The 18,957-nt window shown below is 66.2% G+C and carries 20 protein-coding genes and 1 other RNA gene; 8 read left to right on the forward strand and 13 right to left on the reverse strand.

From position 1 onward, the window contains the following. Nucleotides 1–13 precede the first annotated feature (13 nt). The 10 genes from ACYQ6T_RS05505 to ACYQ6T_RS05550 form a co-directional block, all read right to left on the reverse strand. A complete protein-coding gene (locus ACYQ6T_RS05505; RefSeq protein ID WP_459828626.1) occupies nt 14–304 on the reverse strand; it encodes a K+/H+ antiporter subunit F in 291 nt (96 codons plus the stop codon). Beyond that, nucleotides 304–810 carry a Na+/H+ antiporter subunit E gene (locus tag ACYQ6T_RS05510; RefSeq protein WP_459828628.1) on the reverse strand — a complete coding sequence of 169 codons (507 nt, stop codon included), beginning with the start codon at nt 808–810 and terminating at the stop codon, nt 304–306. The genes ACYQ6T_RS05505 and ACYQ6T_RS05510 overlap by 1 nt, the downstream gene beginning before the upstream one ends. Then, a complete protein-coding gene (locus ACYQ6T_RS05515) occupies nt 807–2,432 on the reverse strand; it encodes a monovalent cation/H+ antiporter subunit D (RefSeq protein ID WP_459828629.1) in 1,626 nt (541 codons plus the stop codon). The genes ACYQ6T_RS05510 and ACYQ6T_RS05515 overlap by 4 nt, the downstream gene beginning before the upstream one ends. Then, a complete protein-coding gene (locus ACYQ6T_RS05520; protein ID WP_459828630.1) occupies nt 2,429–2,773 on the reverse strand; it encodes a Na+/H+ antiporter subunit C in 345 nt (114 codons plus the stop codon). Before ACYQ6T_RS05520 ends, ACYQ6T_RS05515 begins: the two co-directional genes overlap by 4 nt. After that, nucleotides 2,770–5,604, reverse strand: a complete 2,835-nt coding sequence (gene mbhE, locus ACYQ6T_RS05525) for a hydrogen gas-evolving membrane-bound hydrogenase subunit E (RefSeq protein ID WP_459828631.1) — start codon at nt 5,602–5,604, stop codon at nt 2,770–2,772. The genes ACYQ6T_RS05520 and mbhE overlap by 4 nt, the downstream gene beginning before the upstream one ends. A gap of 3 nt (nt 5,605–5,607) precedes the next feature. After that, nucleotides 5,608–7,299, reverse strand: coding sequence for a tetratricopeptide repeat protein (locus ACYQ6T_RS05530; RefSeq protein ID WP_459828632.1), 1,692 nt, complete (start codon nt 7,297–7,299; stop codon nt 5,608–5,610). Nucleotides 7,300–7,362: 63 nt separating this feature from the next. After that, nucleotides 7,363–8,355: a metal ABC transporter substrate-binding protein gene (locus ACYQ6T_RS05535; RefSeq protein WP_459828633.1), complete on the reverse strand. Its 993-nt coding sequence runs from the start codon at nt 8,353–8,355 to the stop codon at nt 7,363–7,365. A gap of 40 nt (nt 8,356–8,395) precedes the next feature. Beyond that, the gene (locus ACYQ6T_RS05540; protein WP_459828634.1) at nt 8,396–9,280 is read right to left on the reverse strand and encodes a metal ABC transporter permease; all 885 of its coding nucleotides are present in this window, start codon (nt 9,278–9,280) and stop codon (nt 8,396–8,398) included. Further along, nucleotides 9,277–10,041 (reverse strand): metal ABC transporter ATP-binding protein, encoded by a 765-nt coding sequence (locus ACYQ6T_RS05545; protein ID WP_459828635.1) that lies wholly within the window; start codon nt 10,039–10,041, stop codon nt 9,277–9,279. The genes ACYQ6T_RS05540 and ACYQ6T_RS05545 overlap by 4 nt, the downstream gene beginning before the upstream one ends. A gap of 17 nt (nt 10,042–10,058) precedes the next feature. Continuing rightward, nucleotides 10,059–10,481 (reverse strand): Fur family transcriptional regulator, encoded by a 423-nt coding sequence (locus ACYQ6T_RS05550; RefSeq protein ID WP_459828636.1) that lies wholly within the window; start codon nt 10,479–10,481, stop codon nt 10,059–10,061. Nucleotides 10,482–10,531: 50 nt separating this feature from the next. Here ACYQ6T_RS05550 and ACYQ6T_RS05555 point away from each other — a divergent pair, with 50 nt between their 5' ends. After that, nucleotides 10,532–11,245: a fumarylacetoacetate hydrolase family protein gene (locus ACYQ6T_RS05555; protein ID WP_459828637.1), complete on the forward strand. Its 714-nt coding sequence runs from the start codon at nt 10,532–10,534 to the stop codon at nt 11,243–11,245. Here the strand turns inward: ACYQ6T_RS05555 and lgt are convergent. Then, nucleotides 11,205–12,011 carry a prolipoprotein diacylglyceryl transferase gene (lgt, locus tag ACYQ6T_RS05560; protein ID WP_459828639.1) on the reverse strand — a complete coding sequence of 269 codons (807 nt, stop codon included), beginning with the start codon at nt 12,009–12,011 and terminating at the stop codon, nt 11,205–11,207. The two genes, ACYQ6T_RS05555 and lgt, sit on opposite strands and share 41 nt — an antisense overlap. Before the next feature lie 64 nt (nt 12,012–12,075). Between lgt and ilvD the strand changes: the two genes are divergently transcribed. From ilvD to ACYQ6T_RS05595, 7 genes are all read left to right on the forward strand, one after another. Then, nucleotides 12,076–13,926, forward strand: a complete 1,851-nt coding sequence (ilvD, locus tag ACYQ6T_RS05565) for a dihydroxy-acid dehydratase (protein WP_459828641.1) — start codon at nt 12,076–12,078, stop codon at nt 13,924–13,926. Between the two features lie 2 nt (nt 13,927–13,928). Then, nucleotides 13,929–14,171, forward strand: coding sequence for a hypothetical protein (locus ACYQ6T_RS05570; RefSeq protein ID WP_459828643.1), 243 nt, complete (start codon nt 13,929–13,931; stop codon nt 14,169–14,171). Then, nucleotides 14,164–14,469: a cell division protein ZapA gene (locus ACYQ6T_RS05575; RefSeq protein WP_459828645.1), complete on the forward strand. Its 306-nt coding sequence runs from the start codon at nt 14,164–14,166 to the stop codon at nt 14,467–14,469. The genes ACYQ6T_RS05570 and ACYQ6T_RS05575 overlap by 8 nt, the downstream gene beginning before the upstream one ends. A gap of 8 nt (nt 14,470–14,477) precedes the next feature. Beyond that, a non-coding RNA gene (ssrS, locus tag ACYQ6T_RS05580) (6S RNA) lies at nt 14,478–14,659 on the forward strand. A gap of 16 nt (nt 14,660–14,675) precedes the next feature. After that, entirely contained in the window at nt 14,676–15,485 is an 810-nt protein-coding gene (locus ACYQ6T_RS05585; protein ID WP_459828647.1) for a sulfite exporter TauE/SafE family protein, read from the forward strand. After that, nucleotides 15,482–16,303: an NADPH-dependent 7-cyano-7-deazaguanine reductase QueF gene (locus tag ACYQ6T_RS05590; RefSeq protein ID WP_459828649.1), complete on the forward strand. Its 822-nt coding sequence runs from the start codon at nt 15,482–15,484 to the stop codon at nt 16,301–16,303. Before ACYQ6T_RS05585 ends, ACYQ6T_RS05590 begins: the two co-directional genes overlap by 4 nt. Before the next feature lie 88 nt (nt 16,304–16,391). Beyond that, entirely contained in the window at nt 16,392–16,700 is a 309-nt protein-coding gene (locus ACYQ6T_RS05595) for a c-type cytochrome (protein ID WP_459828651.1), read from the forward strand. Between the two features lie 82 nt (nt 16,701–16,782). On the opposite strand, the gene ACYQ6T_RS05600 is transcribed toward ACYQ6T_RS05595, so the two are convergent. Together ACYQ6T_RS05600 and ACYQ6T_RS05605 are read right to left on the reverse strand one after the other, a co-directional pair. After that, on the reverse strand, nt 16,783–17,922 hold the full coding sequence (locus ACYQ6T_RS05600) for an EAL and HDOD domain-containing protein (RefSeq protein ID WP_459828653.1): 1,140 nt from the start codon (nt 17,920–17,922) through the stop codon (nt 16,783–16,785). Further along, entirely contained in the window at nt 17,922–18,938 is a 1,017-nt protein-coding gene (locus ACYQ6T_RS05605; RefSeq protein WP_459828655.1) for a CDP-6-deoxy-delta-3,4-glucoseen reductase, read from the reverse strand. The genes ACYQ6T_RS05600 and ACYQ6T_RS05605 overlap by 1 nt, the downstream gene beginning before the upstream one ends. Nucleotides 18,939–18,957: the final 19 nt, after the last annotated feature.

The raw sequence follows: 18,957 nt of genomic DNA on the forward strand, positions 1-18,957 counted from the left end.
ATCGTTTCTCCTCCTACTCAGCAACGGCGCGACGAGCCAGATAGCGGGCGGCTGCGACGGTCCCGACAAACCCGAGCGCCGCGATCAAGAGCGCCGTTTCAAAAAGGATCGGGGTGTGGCTGCGCAGATCCCAGATGAGCAGCAGCCCCGCGGCGTTGAGGTAGAGGGTGTCGAGCGCCAGCAGCCGATCGACGGCGTCGGGGCCGCGCCAGAGCCGGAATGCGGTGAGGAGCAGCGCCAACGCGAGCACCATGAGCGCGCCGTCGAGGATCACCGTCAGCATCGGCGAAAAGGTGGGCGTCATCACAATTTCTCCTGAAGATCGAGGTGGAAGATCGTCAAGAGGGGCTTTTGGTAGCGGTCGACGATCTCGGCCACTGCCGCGTCGGGGTCGGGGCAGTCGAGCATATGGACGAGGAGCCGGTCTTCGCCAAACGTCACCGAAACGGTCCCCGGTGTGGTGGTGATGATCGTCGCGAGGAGGGCGTTCGCCCGCTCATGACGCGTCGCGAGGGGGACACTCAGCCACACCGAGCGGGGGCGAAGGTTCGGAGTGACGACCAGCCGCGCGATGCGGAGGTTCGAGACGAGAATGTCCCAAAGTACCACCGCGCAGAGGCGCGCCGCGGCAAGCCACCGCACCCGCTCGCGGTGGCCCAACATCGGGCGAAGGGCACGCGGAATCGCCCAGCCAAAGAGCGTCGCCGCAACGAGGTGGAGCGGGGCGAGAGTGTGGTTAAGCAGCAGCCAACTGACCGCGAGCAGAAGCGAGAGGTAGGGGTAGGGGAACCAGCGGGTGATCCAGTTCATCGCGCCTCCTCCCTTTTCCCAACCGTGCCGTCATAGGGACGGACCCACGGCGCGTCGCGTTGTGCCGCGTCGAGCACCACCTCGGCATAGGCGCTCGGGTCGGCCGCTTGGAGGGCTGCGGCGTAGGTGAAGCGGTAGAGGGGCTCAGCCCAAAGGGTCATCGCGAAGACCACTGCGACGAGTGCCACGACAGGACGCAAAAGAGTGCGGCTCGCTCCAGCCGGCCAGACGGTGATCTGCTGCGGCTGGACGTGCCAGAAGATCGTGACCCCCGCGCGGGCAAGCGCAACCAGGGTGAGCGCACCGACCGCAAGGAGCGTGGTCCAGATCACCGGGGTTGCGGGGGCGTCGAGGCTCGCTTCCAGGAGGTAGAGTTTGCCGAGAAAACCGGGAAAGGGGGGGATGCCGATCGCGGACGCCGCGGCAAAGAGCATCACCACGCCCAGAGCCACAGGATCCTTGAGCGCTGGAGCCGGCTGGATGGTGTCGCCGACGCTGCCGCGCTGCGCCGCGATGAGGGCAACGAGGAGGAAGAGGAGCGCGACGGTGATCGTGCTCTGGACGAGATAGAAGAGCGCTGCGGCGATCCCTTTTGACGTCGCGACGGCCACGCCGAGGAGGGTGGTGCCGACCGACGCGATGGTGAGGTAGGCAACCTGGCGGGTCAGGGTGCGGGCGGCAAGCGCCCCGGTAACCCCCAAGAGAGCGGTCGCGACCGCCGCGGGGAGGAGGAGGGAGAAGTGGGACGCGACGAGGGAACCCGCTGGGCCGCCCCACACCGCCCAGTGGACGCGGATGATCGCGTAGAGGCCGACTTTGGTCATGATCGCAAAGAGCGCCGCGACCGGGGGCGACGCGGCGCTGTAGGCGGCGGGAAGCCACAGGGCAAGTGGGGCTGCCGCCGCTTTGACCGCGAAGACGATGAGGAGCAGTGCCGCCCCCGCGCGCGCAAGGAGCAACTGCTCGGGCGTGAGCTCCGGGGTGCGCAGCGCGAGGTCGCTGAGGTTGAGGCTCCCGTAGGCGCCGTAGGTCAACGCGAGCCCAAGGAGGAAGAGTGCCGACGCGGTGAGGTTGACGACGACATAGCCAAAACCGGCGCGCAACCGGGCGCTCCCCAACCCGTGGGTCAAGAGGGCGTAGGAGGCGATGAGGAGCACCTCGAAGAAGACGAAGAGGTTGAAGATGTCGCCGGTGAGAAACGCGCCGTTCAATCCCGCCCACTGGATGTGGAAGAGCGGGTGGAAAAGACGCCCACGGTGGTCCCAACTGCCGAGGGCAAACGCAAGCGCCGCGAGTGCAACGACCGCGGTGAGGAGCACGAAAAGGGCCGCGAGGCGGTCGGCAACGAGCACGATTCCAAATGGTGGAGGCCAATCGCCCAGGGGATAGGCGGTGATCGCGCCACCGTCGCTTTGCATAAAGAGGACCAGAGCGAGCAGGAGCGTCACCACTCCCCCCATGAAGCTCAACCGCCGCAAACGCTTCCAGCTCGGGTCGGGATGGTTGCTCCCCTGCGGTTCTTCGCTCGTGGGGGGTGAAAGAAGCAGGAGCAGAACGCCCCAGACGAGCGGTCCTGCGACGAGGAGCACGGGAAGGTGCATGAGGAGCGGTTCGACGCTCACCGTCGTTCCTCCTTGCCGCGCAACGCAGTCTCTTCACTGCGTGTCTCCGCGTATCGCCGCACCGCAAGCGCCAAAAGATAGGCGGTCGTGGCAAAGCCGATTACGATCGCGGTGAGAATGAGCGCCTGCGGGAGCGGGTCGGCGCTCAACGAGCGGCTGCGATCGAGAATCGGTGGCGCGTTGAACCAGATCCCGCCGGAGACAAAGATGAAGGCGTTCACAGCGTAGCTCAAAAGCGTCAAACCGAGCGCGGTGGCAAAGGCACGCGGCACGAGCAGGAGATAGACGCCGACGGCGGTAACCAGGCCAATGACGCACGCCAAAAGGGCTTCGAGGGTCATCGCAGCTTCTCCCCTGGGTTGGGTCGCGTGACGTGGGGGGTGGGCGATTCGGAATCGTTGCGCCGACCGGCGGCGAGTGTCGCGAGGAGGAGGAGCGTCGCGCCAACGACGGTGAGGTAGACGCCGAGGTCAAAGAGCGCGGCTGTGGCCCACGGAAGCTCCCCGAGGAGCGGCAGAACGGGGTGGCCATGGGCGCTCGTCAGGAACGGCCGCCCGAAGAGCCACGCTCCTGCACCGGTCGCTGCCGCGGTCAAGAGACCAAGCCCGATGAGGCGCGCCGTTCGCCACCCCCCGTGCGTCTGAAGGAGCCGCTCGCCGACGGCAACGCCGTGCGCCAGGGTCACCAGCAGCAGCGCCCCGGCGGTGACCAGACCGGCGATGAACCCCCCGCCCGGTTGGTTGTGGCCGCGCAGGAAGAGGTAGACGCTCAGAAGCAGCGCCATCGGCAACATCACAGTGGTGGCGACGCGTAAGAGGAGCGGATGGGGTTCGACACCGCTTATTATCCCGGGCTGGCGGAACCGGCTGCGGGTGCCCGAGAAGAAGAGCGCCCAGGCACCGAGCGCGGCGACGCCGAGCACGGTGATCTCGCCAAAGGTGTCGTAGCCGCGAAAGTCGACGAGGATCACATTGACGACGTTGCTCCCGCCCCCCTTCGGGAGCGACTCGGCCAGGAAGTACCAGCTGATCGATTCGCGCGGCGTGGTCATCAAGAGCCACGCGAGAAGCCCAACGACGACGCCCGCGGCGAGCGCGACTGTGCCGAAGAGGAGCCGCTGGGCGCGCGTGACCTGAGCGGTCCGTTTCGGCAGGTAGGAGAGGGCGAGAAAGAGGAGCACGGTGCTCACCACCTCGACCGAGATCTGCGTCATCGCAAGGTCAGGCGCCGAGAGGAGCGCAAAGGCGACGACACTCGCAAGGCCAATCACACCGGTGAGCAGCACTGCGACGACGCGGCGCGCGTGGCAGTAGAGGAGGAGCAGCGCCGAGACGACCACGAGCGCACCGAGGAGGAGCGCCACGGGCGGGAGCGGGTGGGGCATCGGCGATGTTTGCTTCAGCCCCTCGGACCATGGGGTGACCCAAACGACGAGGAGGAGCGCACTCACCCAGATGAGGACGAGGATCGCGGAGAGGGAACCGGTGTCGGTGCGACGGGTGAGCCACGCCGCGAAGCGCACCAGACGAGCGATCGCGGCCGCAAAGAGGGCCCGACCAGAGCGGCGGCCGAAGAGACGGTCGATCTCGAAGGCGTGGAGTTTTCTTTGGGTCATCAACAGCGCGTATGCGATTCCCCCGCCGACAAGCGCAATCCCGCTCATCACGACGTGCAGTCCGGGGTGGTGCCAGAGCGCCAGGTGGGGGTCGGGAACAGGGGTGCCAGCGGCGGCAGAGGCGACGCGCACGACAAGGGGTTCGGCAAGCGAGGGGAGGATGCCCAAAAGCAGGCAGAGGGTCGCGAGCAGCACCACCGGCGCACGCATCCCCCACGCCGGTTCGTGGGGGTGCGGATTGGGGAGCGGCCCAGGTTCGCCGTTGAAGAAGGTGTCATGGATGAAGCGAAAGGAGTAGGCGACGCTCGCCGCCGCCGCAAAGGTCGCGATCACCGGGACGACGGGGTGGGGCGCGGAGAGGGTAGCGGTGAAGAAGAGCTCTTTGGAGAGAAAACCGTTGAAGAGGGGAATTCCCGCCATCGCGGCCGCCGCGAGCGTTGCAAAGAGTCCGGTCCAGGGAAGATAGCGCATCATGCCGTTGACGTAGCGAAGATCGCGCGAACCGGTTTCGTGGTCAATGATGCCAGCAGCCATGAAGAGCGGCGCTTTGAAGAGGGCGTGGTTGAGGGTGTGGAGCACCGCGACGACGAGCGCCTCGGTCGTTCCCAACGCGATCATCGTCATGATGAGCCCCAAGTGGCTCACCGTCGAGTAGGCAAGGAGCCCCTTGAGGTCGTGCTTGAAGATTGCGATGCACGCGCCGACCGTGAGCGTCGCGAGCCCCGCCGGCAACGCGATCGCGGTGAAGCTCTCGACGCCGGCAAAGAGGGGGTGGAGCCGCAGCAGCAGAAAGAGCCCCGCTTTGACCATCGTCGCCGAGTGGAGGTAGGCGGAGACGGGTGTGGGCGCCGCCATCGCGTCGGGGAGCCAGAAGTGGAACGGAAACTGCGCGCTTTTGGTCGCCGCGCCGATAAAAATCAACACCATCGCCCAGAAAAAGAGGGGGTGGTTCTGGATCGCCTGGGCGTTTGCGAGCAGGGCGCTGATCTGGTGGGTACCGCCGATCGCGCCGAGGAGAAGCGCCCCCGCGGCAAGAGCGATGCCGCCGGTGCCGGTGACGATGAGCGCTTGGCGTGCCCCGCGCCGCGCGGCGATCTGGTCGCTCCAGTAGCCGACGAGCAGAAACGACGAGAGGCTGGTGAGCTCCCAGAAGACGACGAGGAGGAGGAGATTGTCGGCCAAGACGATCCCGAGCATCGCCGACATGAAGAGGAGCAGCGTCCCGTAGAACTTTCCTGGGGGATCGTTCGGCCCAAGGTAGTAGGCGGCGTAGCCGATCACAAGGAGCCCGATCGCGAGGATCAAGGTTGCGAAGAATAATGCGAGCGCATCAATACGCAGCTGCCAGTTGAGGCCAAGCGACGGGATCCACAGGGCCGACTCGGCAACGGGGGTGCCGCGCCAGATCGTCGGCGCCTCGGCAAAGAGGAGGAGCAGCGCCGACGCGGCGACGCCCGCAGCGCACAGGGCCGCGGCGCGTTTGCCGTAGCGGCTGCCCACCCAGGTGCAGCCGAGTGTGCCGACAATGAGGGGAAGAAGGATCATTTCCGTGAGCATCGGTTACCGGTCCGGGAAACGGCGTTTGAGGATTGCCCGCCAGCGCGCTGCGCGTTCAGCATCGCCCATTGCCTCATAGACGGCGACGAGGTGGGCGCCGATCTCAGGGTCGGGCGAACGGCGCCAAGCCGCTTCGATCAGCCGCTGCGCCGCGGCGAGATCCCCTTGGCGAAAGCGGAGCCACCCTTCGCTATCCATGATGAACCCGTCGGCAGGTTTGAGCGCGCGCGCGAGCGTAATCAGCCGCTCCGCCTCCTTAAGGTCGCGGTTGGTGTCGGCAAGCAGGTAACCCAATGCGTTGAGGGTGTTGGGGTCGATCGGTTTCATCGCGGCGAGTTTGCGCAAGTACCCTTCAGAGCTTTCCCGCTCCCCCAGCCGCTCGAGGATGAGCGCGTAGTCGTAGAGGAGCGACGGCCGGTCGCCAAAGGTGGCCTGTGCCTCGATCAGCAGTTCGCGCGCCGCCTGCAGCTGGTTCGCCTCGAGCCAGAGGCGCGCTTCGCGGAGCGCCGCTTCCGGCCCGTTGAGCGGCTCGACGCGGTCGAGGAGCTCCGCCGCTTCGGGAACGCGTCCAAGCCGCGCGAGCGCTTGCGCTTCGAGCCGGCGCGCCTCATCAGCGAGCGCTTCCGGGATGGGACGCCGCAGCAGCTGCAGCGCGCGGCGCGGTTGCCCGCGGGCAAGCCACATCTGCGCGAGCTTCACCTGCACCTCGGGGTGGCGTTTCGCAAGCGGCGCAAGGAGTGCTGCCGCCTCCTCGGGGGCAACCCCCTGCGCGCCAAACGAGGCGATCGCGGCGATCGCCCGCGGTTCGGGAGGGCTCTTTTTCACCCACGGGGCGAGGAGCTGCAGCGGGCGCGCCGAGGGAGTCGCGTCGCTCTCGGCAAGGAGCGCGGCAAGCGCCAACGCGACGGTAAGGTTCTCAGGTTGGCGCGCGAGCGCCGCCTCCAGGGTCGGAATCGCACGCTCGGGGGTCATATGGTCGAGCGCCACCTGCGCCCACTGGGCGAGCGCCGGTGGCCAATCGGGGCGAAGGCGAAGCGCCTCGTGCACCGCCCGTTCCGCCTCAGCAAGTGCCCCGGCTTGGCGCGCTGCCTCGCTCACAATTAGGTGGGCGGCCGGCTCAGAGCGGTAGGGTTCGACGGCAGCGGTGATCAAGCGAAGAATCTGCTCGGGGTTACCCAGTTCAGCGAGTGCCGCGGGGAGGCCTAAGAGGGTCTCTTCCCGTTCGTTGGGGTGGTTCGCGAGGATTTCGGCAATTTTGCCGCCGATTTGCGCTTCAAAGCGGGCAGTGAGCCGGTCGCGGTGCGCGGAGAGCTCTTGGAGCCGTTCACTCTGGGGGGCAATTGCGCGCCAGAGGGTGAGGACGCGGTCGAATTCTGGGGCGTTGCCGGCAAGGAGTGCCGCTTGCGCCCAACGGTCGAAGACGAGTGGCGTCGGTACGTGCTCCGCGGCACGGGCGTAGGCTTCGAGCGCCACTTTCCATCTGCCGTTGCGTAAGGCCAACTCGCCGACGAGCCAGAGGAAGGTGACCTCGCCGTCGAGCTCAGAGGAGAGACGCTCCTCGAGGATCGCGGACGACTGGAGTTCACCACTCGGCGGGTCAGCATCGGGGGACGCCTCCCCCTTCTCGGCGACGAGGGGCGCTGAGAAGAGAAGGGAAGCGAGCGTGAGGCTACTGACAAGCACGCGACGCGTCATGCCGGTTCCTGCGAAAGTCGACGACCCATAGGATAGCAGAACTTCCGCACGGTTCCGGTAGGGCTAGCCGGCGAGAAGGGCGCGGCAGATTTCACCAAGGTTGTGTCGCATCATCGCAACATAGGTGGTCGGCCCACGGGAATCGGGCGCAAAGGTCTCGGTATAGAGGGGGCCGGCGACGGTGAGGCCAAGTTGTGCGGCGAAAGTCTGGGCGATGCGGCTCGTGCGGTGCGCTTCGGTAAAGAGCACCCGGATCGCGTCGCGCTGGGCTCGTGCGCGCAGCGCCTCAATCCGTTGCGGGGTGATCTCGCCGTGCGGGACGACGGTGTCGATGCCGATCAGTTCGACGCCAAACGCCCGGTTGAAGTAATCGAACGCCTGGTGCGGAACGAACCCTTTGCGCTGCTTTTCGGGAATCGTTGCGACCATCTCTCTCCCTTGGGCGTGGAGCGCGACGAGCTCGCGGCGAAACGCCTCAGCACGCGCCCGCACCCCATCGGCGTCGTCGGGGAGAAGCGCACTCAGCTGGTCACTCAAGGGAGCGATCACCTCGGCGACCAGCGTCGGGTCGAGCCAAAAGTGGGGGTCAACGCCGCCGTGGTCGTGATCATGGTCGTCGTCGTGGTCATGACCGTGTTTGTGGCCATCGCGCAGCTCCTTTGCACCCCTCAGGAGGCGGTCTGGCGGGAGCGTATCGCCCAGGGCGAGGAGCGGCGTCTGCGGGGCGATGCGCTGGGCGTCGCGGACAAACGGCGCGTCGACCCCCAAACCCATCGCAACGAGGAGCCGAGCCTCGCGCAGTGCAGCAAAGTGGGCGGGGCGTAGGACCACACTGTGGAGGTCTTGGTGGGGCTCGGCGAGCGCCGTGACGGTGAGCCGGCTGCCGCCGACGGTGCGGACCCAGTCGGCAACGATCGGGTGGCTCGCGACCACGAGCGGTGACGAGGAGGCGAATGCCGTCGGTCGGGATACGGCAGAAAAGGCGACAGTGAGCGCCGCGAGTCGGTAGAGAAAACGGCGGCGGGCTGGGGAGAAGGGGGGTGGCGCGTACGACATGCTCGCGGACTCCATAACGTTCTGCAATTCCATGGCGAGACTATTCAACGCGATGGCGGCGCGGGGGGTGGCGGCGACGCCAGAGCCCTTGCGGGGCGACGACGATCGACGCGAGGTAGAGCGCGGAGAGAAGCGCCGCGACCGCAGGGCCCGGCGGGAGATCCCAGCGCACCGAACTCCACAACCCCAAGGTGCTCCCGGCGAATCCGATCGCTGCAGCAGTCGCGAAGGTGGGGAGGAGTCGCTCGACCCAGAGGCGTGCGGTGAGCGCCGGCAGCATCAGGAGGGTGAGGCCCAAGAGCGCCCCCAGCGCCTGAAAGACCGCGACCATCATCGCCACCATCACCGCAAGTGTCGCGTAGTGGGTTCGCGCCGACGCGTGCGGGGCGACGCGGCGAAAGGTCGCAGCGTCGAACCACTCAAACGCAATCGCCCGACGACAGGCGACCAGAAAGAGGAGCGTGGCCACTGAGGTGACGGTGATGAACCCGACGGTCGGGGCGTCGAGCGCCAGAACCGAACCGAAGAGGAGGTGCATCACATCGACGGGGCTCCCTTGGGCGGTGACCAGCAGCACCCCGAGCGCGAGCGCCGAGAGCTGGAAACCGGCAAGGGTCGCGTCTTCGAAGAGGTTGGTGTTGCGGCTCGCCCATCCTGCAGCCCACGCGACTGTGATTCCGGCAACCAGCCCGCCGATCGTCATCGCCGGGAGCGACAACCCCGCGACGAAGTAGCCGGTTGCAACCCCAGGGAGGATCGCGTGGCTCATCGCGTCCCCCATCAGGCTCATCCGCCGGGTGACAAGGAGAACGCCCAGAGGGGCTGCCGCCACTGCGGCCACCGCGAGCGCCAACCACGCCTGCCGCAGCCACGGCTCGAGGAGAATCATCTGCCAAGAGGCGAAGAGATCGAGGGGTGCCGTCATCTGCTCTGCCCATTGTCCACGGCGCACCACGGGGCGTCGTCGTGGGGTGCACGGGGTTGGCTCAACTGGGCGTGCCAGGCGTCCCAGTCGATCGCAGTGGTCGGAGCAAACATGAATAATTCGCGTGCAAGAAGAAGGGTCCAGGGGAAGTCGCTGCGGGCGATCGCTTCGTCGTGGAGTGCCGCGAGCACTGTTACCCCCGCAGTGCGCCAGCGGGCGATGATTCTGCGCACCCATTCGACGGTCGTCGCGTCCATCGCGGTGAAGGGTTCGTCGAGGAGGACCAGCGGAGCCTCCCGCACGAGGAGCTGAGCAAATCGCACCCGTTGTTGCTGGCCGCCTGAGAGGGTCGCAACAGGCCGCTTCGCAAGTGCCGTGAGCCCCATTTCGGCAAGCGCTTCCGCGACGCGTTCCCGTTGTGCACGGGTAAGCGGCCGCCAACACCCGGTTTCGGGCCAGAGCGCGAGCGCGACGGCGTCAAAGACTGAGAGCGGAAACTCCTCCCGCCACGTGGGGTGTTGCGGCAGATAGGCGATGCGCTCCCGCCAGCCGTCGGGAAGCGTGATGCGGCCGGTCATCGGCGGGAGGATGCCTGCGATTACCTTCAAGAGCGTCGACTTGCCCGCGCCGTTGGGGCCGAGCAGTGCGACGTGGCTTCCCGCCGGAATCGTCACCGTCAGGTGGTGGATCGCCGGATGGTGGTCGTATCCGGCGGTGAGGTTGTCGATGATGAGTGCTGCGGTGGCAAGCGGCGGCGTCATGAAGGGGTCCCTCGGGGTCATGGAGCCGTTCGGCATTGCGCGCAGCGGCCGCGGACGACGAGCTCGAGATCCTCGGCGACGAAATCGTCCGGGAGCGGTGGGCATGCTGTCGCGTGTGGCGGCAGACACCAGGTCTGGCCGCAATGGGTGCAGAGAAAATGGGCGTGCGCGGGCTCGTCACCGGCAGCCTCGAAACGGGCCGCGCGGTCGCTCGCGGCGATCCGCCGGGCAAGCCCTTGGGCGACGAGCCATTCGAGCGTACGATAGACGGTGACGCGGTCAGGGTGCCGGGTCGTTGCCGCTGCGGTGGCGGCAAAGACCTCATCCGGGGTGAGCGGATGGGGTGCATCGCGTAAGATGGCGAGCACCCACCAGCGGGCGGCCGTGACGCGACCGAAGCGGGCGAGGAGTTGGCTAATCGGATCGTCGTGGGGGTTCATATCTGCAATTTTATTGCATTTCTCTTTTTTGTCCAACTGAGGAGTACTCGATGAACGAAAACTGGGTTTTTTCGCCGACCATTCCTACCGTTCCCGTTTGCGACGGGCGGCGCTTTCCGGTGCGGCGCGTCTTTTGTGTCGCGCGCAATTACGCCGATCATGCGCGGGAGATGGGTGCCGACCCCAACCGCGAGGCGCCTTTCTTCTTCCTGAAGCCCGCCGACACGGTCTTTCCTGTGACCACGGACGATGCCGCGTGGCCCTACCCCTCGATGAGTCATGAGGTTCACCACGAGGTGGAGCTGGTCGTCGCGCTCGGCGCTGGAGGAGCCGATCTGACCCCGCAAGAGGCCGTGGAGGCGATTTGGGGCTACTCGGTGGGGCTCGACATGACTCGCCGCGATCTCCAAAGCGAAGCGAAGGCGAAAGGAAGACCGTGGGATGTCGCCAAAGGATTTGACGCTTCCCTTCCCATTGCACCGCTCGTTCCCGCTCCGGCTCGGCTCCTCGAACGGGGGGCAATCCGCCTCTGGGTGAATGGGACGCTACGGCAGGAGGGCGACTTGGCGCAGATGATCTGGTCGATCCCGGAGCTGATCGCCACCCTCTCGCGCTATTGGCGTTTGGCTGCTGGGGATCTGATTCTCACCGGAACTCCGGCGTGGGTCGGTCCGGTGGTGGTCGGCGACCGGGTGACCGCAGAGGCCGAGGGGGTGGGGCGGTTCACGATGCGGGTGGTTGCGGGCGGTACGCCCAAACCATGAGGAGCGTGCCCGCCGCAACCATCGCGAGCGACAGCCACTGCGCGGTGGTGAGTGTTGCGCTTAACCCTGAGAATATCCCGGGGTCGGGGTTGCGGAAAAATTCGCAACAGAAGCGGATCACCCCATAAGCGAGGAGAAATAGTGCCGCAACCGCTCCGGTGGGGCGGGGGCGGCGGGCGAAAAACCAGAGGAGGAGAAAGAGCACCACCCCTTCGGCAAACGCCTGGTAGAGCTGCGACGGGTGGCGGGGCACCTCATCGACGTGGGGAAAGATCATCGCCCACGGGAGGTCTGCGGGCGCGGGGCGTCCCCAGAGCTCACCGTTGATGAAGTTGCCGATCCGGCCGAAACCCAAGCCAGGGGGGATGAGGGGGGCGACGAAATCGGCGACTTCCCAGAAACGCAGCCCGGTGCGCCGCGCGTGCCACGCCATCGCCGCGATCGCGCCGATCAGCCCGCCGTGAAAGCTCATCCCCCCTTTCCAGATCGCGATAATCTCGAGCGGATGGGCCAAGTAGTAGGCCGGTTGGTAGAAGAGCACTTCGCCCAGGCGCCCGCCGATGATGATCCCGATGACGCCTGCGGTGAGGAGCTGCTCGAGCCGTTCGGCCGACCAGATGGCCGTGAGGTTGAGCCGCTTCGCGTGGCGAAGACCCAGCCCATAGAACGCCGCGAAACCGGCGAGGTACATCACCCCGTACCAGCGAATCGCGAGCGGCCCGAGCTCCAAGGCGACCGGATCGAACTGCGGATAGAGGAGTGCCATCGTGCTTTCTCAGGTAAAAGCGTTAGAATACGGCAAAGAGAGGGCTAGCGAAAAGGAGCGACTGATGCCGCAATACCGTTCCCGAACTACCACCCACGGGCGCAACATGGCAGGTGCGCGGGCGCTTTGGCGAGCCACCGGGGTGAAAGAGAGTGACTTCGGCAAGCCGATCATCGCAATCGCCAACAGTTTCACCGAATTCGTGCCGGGTCACGTCCATCTGCGCAACCTCGGGCGGATCGTCGCGGAAGAGATCGCCCAGGCGGGGGGAATCGCCAAGGAGTTCAACACGATCGCCGTGGACGACGGGATCGCGATGGGCCACGGCGGGATGCTCTATTCGCTCCCCAGCCGCGAGCTGATCGCCGACTCGGTCGAGTACATGGTCAATGCCCACTGCGCCGACGCGCTCGTCTGCATCTCCAACTGCGACAAGATTACCCCGGGGATGCTCATGGCGGCGCTACGCTTGAATATCCCGACGATCTTCGTCTCCGGCGGCCCGATGGAGGCGGGGAAGATCACGCTCGGTGGTAAGCCCGTTGCGCTCGACCTCGTTGACGCGATGGTGAAAGCGGCCGAGGATGGGGTGAGTGACGAGGAGGTTGCCGCGGTGGAGCGCAGCGCCTGTCCCACCTGCGGTTCGTGCTCGGGGATGTTCACTGCCAACTCGATGAACTGCCTCACCGAGGCGCTCGGGTTGTCGCTTCCCGGCAACGGCACGCTGGTCGCGACCCACGCCGACCGCGAACGGCTCTTTCGCGAAGCGGGGCGACGGATCGTCGCGCTGGCCCGGCGCTATTACGAGGAAGAGGACGCTTCGGTCCTGCCACGCGCGATCGCCACGCGCGCCGCGTTTGAAAACGCGATGGCGCTCGACGTCGCGATGGGGGGGAGTACCAACACGGTGCTCCATTTGCTCGCCGCGGCGCATGAGGCGGGGGTGGCGTTCACGATGGCCGACATCGACCGGATCAGCCGCAAGGTGCCCTGTCTCTGTAAAGTGGCTCCGGCAGTCCCTGACGTCCATATCGAAGACGTCCACCGCGCTGGCGGCGTGATGGGGATTCTGGGGGAGCTGCAACGCGCGGGCCTCCTCGACGACACGGTGCCGACCGTCCACGCGCCGACGCTCAAAGAGGCGCTTGCGCGCTGGGACGTGCGCCAGACGGCCGACCCCGAGGTGCATACCTTCTACCGTGCGGCGCCCGGAGGGATTCCGACCGTCGAACCCTTCTCCCAGGCGAACCGCTACCCCGCACTCGACCTCGACCGGGTGAGCGGGGTGATCCGCGACCGGGCGCATGCCTTTACCCAAGATGGCGGGTTGGCGGTGCTCTTCGGCAACCTCGCGCCCAAGGGGTGCATCGTGAAGACGGCCGGCGTCGATCCGTCGATCTGGGTCTTCAAGGGGCGGGCGAGGGTCTTCGAGAGCCAGGAGGAGACGGTGGAGGCGATCCTCAACGACCGCATCACCCCGGGCGACGTCGTCATCGTGCGCTACGAAGGGCCGAAGGGGGGGCCGGGGATGCAGGAGATGCTCTACCCGACGAGCTACCTCAAGTCGAAAGGGCTCGGCAAAGTTTGCGCCTTGATCACCGACGGCCGTTTCTCGGGGGGAACTTCGGGGCTCTCGATCGGCCACGTCTCACCCGAGGCGGCGTGCGGCGGCGCGATCGCGCTCGTTGAAGAGGGGGATACGATCGAAATCGACATCCCCAACCGCCGCATCCACCTCGCGGTGAGCGACGAGGAGCTGGCCCGCCGCCGCGCTGCAATGGAGGCGCGGGGTGCGAAAGCGTGGAAGCCGGTAGCGCGCACGCGGCCCGTCTCAGTGGCGCTTCGCGCCTACGCGGCGCTCACCACCAGCGCCGATACCGGCGCGGTACGGGACGTCACCCAGGTGGAGCGGTGACGATGGAGCGGTTGCTTGCCGCGGTCGAAGCGAAAGTCGAGGCGGTGGCCCTGGCGCTCTCTACCGCCCGCCAGGAGAACGCCCAATTGCGCCTGAAGCTCGCCGCGTTGGAACAGGAGAACCGCGCGCTCAAAGAGGCACTGCGTGCCGCGTTCGACGCGGTGGGGGCGCAACAGGCGCAGGTGGCCAAGCTGCGAAGTAGCGCAGAGGCGTGGTTGCAGCAACGGAAGAGTAACGATGGCTGAAACCCGGGTTGAGGTGACGCTGTGCGGTAAAACCTATCGCCTCACGGGCGACGAAGAGGATGCGCCGCTGCTCCAGGAGGCGGCGCGGCTCCTCGATGAGCGGCTCGCCCGGTTGCGCCATGACGGTTTGAGTGGCGAAAGGCTCTATTTGTGGGCGGCGTTCGACGTCGCCACCGAACTCGTCCGTCTCCAGCGCCAGGGGGGGTTTGACGTCGCTGCGTTTCAGCGTAGAATGGAGCGCATCGGTGCGCGGCTCGACCGCTTGATCGCGGAAGAGAATCCTTCGTTACCGCGCTGAATTTCGAGTTTACCCTGCGGCGTTCGGGAAAGCTGTACGATCCTTGAACCAATAAGCGTGAAGCTAGGTCGCCGACCCAGGCGTTGCCGGTGTGCGCGCGGCGCTGCCGTGTGCCTGATGGCAACGGGAACGCGACCCTCCTGAACCGAAGGTTCAGGTCACTCAGCTGGATCGGCGCCGCGGGGTTCCTATTTTTTCCGAGCGCAATGGATATCTGGTGGCTTGCCTACCCCGTTCTCGGGGTATTCGTCGGACTCTTTGCTGGCCTCTTGGGCGTGGGGGGCGGCGCGATCATGGTGCCGGTGCTCACCACCCTCTTCACCTATCAGGGCTTTTCCCCTGAAGTGGTCGTCCACATGGCGCTCGGCTCCTCGATGGCGGGGATTGTGCTCACCTCGATCGCCAGCGCCCGGACCCACATCCAACACCAGGCGGTTCGCTTCGATGCGCTTTTCCCGATGGCCTCTGGCGTCCTCCTCGGCACCTTTGCCGCGTCGTACCTCGCGTCGTTGATCGACAGTCGGCTGCTGGCGATCTTTTTTGCCTGCTTCATCGCCTACGTCGCGGTGCAGATGATCATGAACTGGAAGCCCAAAGCGACGCGGCCGTTGCCTGGGCGGGGCGGTCTGGCGGCAGCAGGGTTCGTGATCGGCGCTGTTTCGGCGCTGGTCGCGATTGGCGGCGGCACCCTCACCGTGCCGTTTCTCACCTGGTGCCAAGTGCCGGTGACCCACGCGATCGGGACCTCAGCAGCGCTCGGTATTCCGATTTCGGTCACCGGTACGATCGGTTACGTAATAAACGGCTGGAACGACCCGAACCTTCCCCGCTTCTCGTTGGGTTACCTCTATCTTCCCGCGGTGATCGGGGTGAGCCTCACGAGTATCTTCACCGCGCCGATCGGCGCCCGCTGGACCCATCGGCTGCCGGTGCCGGTCTTGAAGCGGATCTTTGCCGGGGTGTTGCTGCTGCTCCTTGTGAAGATGCTCTGGACCCTCTTTGGGGGTGGTGCGTGAGCGCGCTGTGGCTGGGGCAACAGACGCCGATCCCTGAGGGGTACGCCCCTGAACTCTTGACGCCGATTCCCCGTGCGGAGGGGCGGCGCGCGCTCGGCGAACCGCTTCCCCGGTGGGTAGGGGAGGACCGCTGGTTTGGCTACGAGTGTAGTTGGCTCGATTGCAGCGGCAGACCGCAGAGCGCGGTGATCGAGATTCGGGTGCCGGCCGACTCGCCCTTGCTGATCGAATCGAAGTCGCTCAAACTCTATCTCCACGGCTTTAATCAGAGCGGCTGGGATTCGCCCGAAGCGCTCCAACATTGCATCGCAGGTGACCTCAGCGCTGCGGCAGGCGCTCCGGTCACGGTGCATCTCCATGCCCCCGACCGCTTTGTCCGCGAAGTCGCTTGGGACTTCGCCGACCCCGAGGCGCTCCTCCTCGACACGCTCCCCGTGGAGCGCCCGCCCTACGACTACGATCCGCAAGCGCTCGCGCTTCTCGGGGAGGAGGTGGTCGAACAGCGCTTCGTGATGGGGAACTTCCGTTCGCTCTGTCCAGTCACAGGGCAACCGGATTGGGCCAGCCTCTACCTGCGCCTCTTGGGACCGAAGGTCGATCCGATGGCGCTTTACCGCTACCTGGTGTCGTTTCGCCGCCACGCCGCTTTCCACGAGCTGTGTGTCGAGACGATCTTCACCGATCTCGTCCGGTTGGGGGTGATGCCGCTCGTGGTTTGGGGGCGTTTCCTCCGCCGCGGGGGACTGGAGATCAATCCGGTGCGCGCCGCCTCAGCCGAGTGGCTCCCTGCGCGGTGGCTTGCCGACCCGCGCCAATGAGGATAGTGCTGGCGCAACAAGGGTTGCTTTATGCCGCAGAAGCGGCGTACAATATGCGCGGGTTTTATCTCAGATGAAAGGAGCTGTCATGAAAAAGGTCGCCCAACTGCTCGCCATTGCCGGACTCCTCGCCGGCCTCTCCGCGCCAGCGCTTGCCGACGAGGCGCTCGCCAAAGCGAAAGGGTGCATGGCGTGCCACGCCACTGACAAGAAGCTTGTCGGCCCGGCTTACAAAGATGTCGCGAACAAGTATACGGAAGCCGACGTGCCGAAGCTCGTCCAGAAGGTGAAGACGGGTGGGTCGGGCGTTTGGGGTCCGGTCCCGATGCCGCCGCACCCGCAAGTGGCTGAAGCCGACATCGAAAAGATCGTCCGCTGGGTCCTCACCCTCAAGTGATCGCCGCTGAAGGGTAAAGTAGTCGAGCCCGCGTGTTGCGGGCTTTTTTATGCGGCGCCCGTTCCGGTGAAAAGGGTGCCCGCTACTGGTTGATCTGGTCGGCAAATTCGAGCGCCTCGAGGAGCAGCCGGTTGTGGGTGGCGCTCGCCACCCCAAGCGCTTCGGCTTGGGCAATCAACCGCGCTGGGGAGGGGCTTTCGCTTGCCTCAGTGAGAGCAAGGAGCGGCGCGTAAGGTCCTTCACGGTGAACGAGCGCCTCTTTCACCGCCTCAGGGAGCGTCAAGGGCTCCAGGCTCGCCTCAGGCGGCTCACCGGTGATCAGCGGCAGGATCGAGAAGAGACCGCAGAGAAAGAGCGGTTCGGCTGCCTCGGCGCCAAAGAAGTGGGGGGCGAGCAGCTCGAGGTAGCGGGCGCGGGTGAGCGCCGTCTGCGCGAGTGCCGGCATATGGGGGTGGTCGTGGCTGTGGACGAGGAGCACCGAGAGCCAGCGCAGGAGCGGCCGGTAACCGAGGATGCTCACCGCGTGGCGCAGCGACGTGATCTCCATCCTGAGCCCCATCGCCGGTGAGTTGAGGTAGCGCAACAACCGGTAGCCGAGCGCGACGTCGCGCTTGAGCACCGCCTCGAGCGCGTTGAGGTCGGCGTCCTGCTGCACCAGGGCGATGAGGTGCAGGACCGTTGTGCGTGCCGGAGCAGGTTCAGCGGTTTTGACCGTTTGCGGGTTGCGGAGAAAAGTCCAGCCGCAGAGACCGGCGAAGGTTTTGAGCGCCGCTTCGGCGCTCTGGGGACTGTCAACGCCCCACGCGAGTGCAACCCCAGGCGCTTGGGCGGGTTCTTTGCTCTTGCGCCAATCGACCAACGAGAAACGCCACGGTGCCTCGGGGTAGGGGGTATGACCGTCGTACCACGCAAGACAGAGCGGCCGGTCCTCCTCACGGCAGCGGTCGATGAGCTCTTCGGTTGTGGTGAGCCCCAACCCCTGCTGGGGAATCTCGAGAAAGAGATTTTCCGGCCACGGCCACCCCAGGAGCTTGGTGCTTGGCGGCAGGCGCATCAGCGAAAGAAAGACGGCGTGGGATTGGGGCCAGACCGGAGTGAGCGCAGCCAGTGTCGCGAGCGCCTGCTCGGTGGTGCTGGCGTGGACACAGAGACGGTTGGCGGTGATTTGCAGTTTCCGGTTGAGCGCCGGCTCGCGGGTCAAAAAAGCGTGGTTCTGACTCATTAGCGACTCGACTGGAAGGTGAACGCGTCGGCAAAGAAGGCGTCATCCGGCAGCCCCGCGGCGCGGAAATCGCCACGGGCCGCATCGACCATCGCCGGTGCGCCACAGACGTAGGCGTGAAAAGGGGAGAGGTCGACGAGGTCGGCCAATGCCGCGCGGTGGACGAGCCCGGTCCGTCCCGACCAATCGGGCGCCCGTTCCGGTTCGGAGATCACGGGGCGGTAGTCGAGCCACGGATGGTCGGCGGCGAATTGCCGCAGCCACGCGTCGCGGTAGAGCCCTTGCGGCGTGCGGGCGCCGACGTAGCAGAGGACCGGGTGGGGGGGTGGGGCTTCCCGCGCAAGCGCCAAGAGCATCGACTGGATCGGCGCAAAACCGGTCCCTCCCGCGACGAAGAGGAGCGGCCGGCTGCGGTCCTTGAGGGTAAACGTGCCGAACGGCCCCTCGAGCCGCCAGATCGCCTTCGGTTGAGTCTCGGTAAAGACCTTCGGGGTGAAGCGGCCGCCCGGAACGAGGCGGATGTGGAGTTCCAGAAGTCCGCCGTGGTCGGGCGATGAGGCGATCGAGAAGCTGCGCCGCGCACCGTCGGGAAGGAGGACGTCGACGTATTGCCCAGCGCGGAAGCGAAAGTCGAGCGACGCGGGGAGTTTGAGCGTGACGATCGCCACGTCGTCGATCTTTTCGATCGCCTCGACCCGCGCAGGAAACTTGTGGACGGGAAGGTCATCCGCGCGGCGCAGCTCCCGCACTTCGATCGTGAGGTCGGTCGCGGGGTAGGCGCGGCAGAGGAGCGTCCAACCTTCAGCCGCCTCCTCATCCGAAAGGACACCGGCGGCTACTTTGCCGAGCGTGATACGGCCAGCGACCACGCGCGCTTTGCAGGCGCCGCACGCGCCGTCGCGGCAGCCGTAGGGGAGGGTGAGCCCCGCGCGAAGTGCAGCGTCGAGCACCGTTTCATCCGCAGCAACCGGAAACGAGATCTCCGGGTGGTTGGCAATCTGGACGGTGTGGTTCATCGGCTTTCCCGTGCGATAA

Source organism: Hydrogenophilus islandicus, assembly GCF_054657095.1.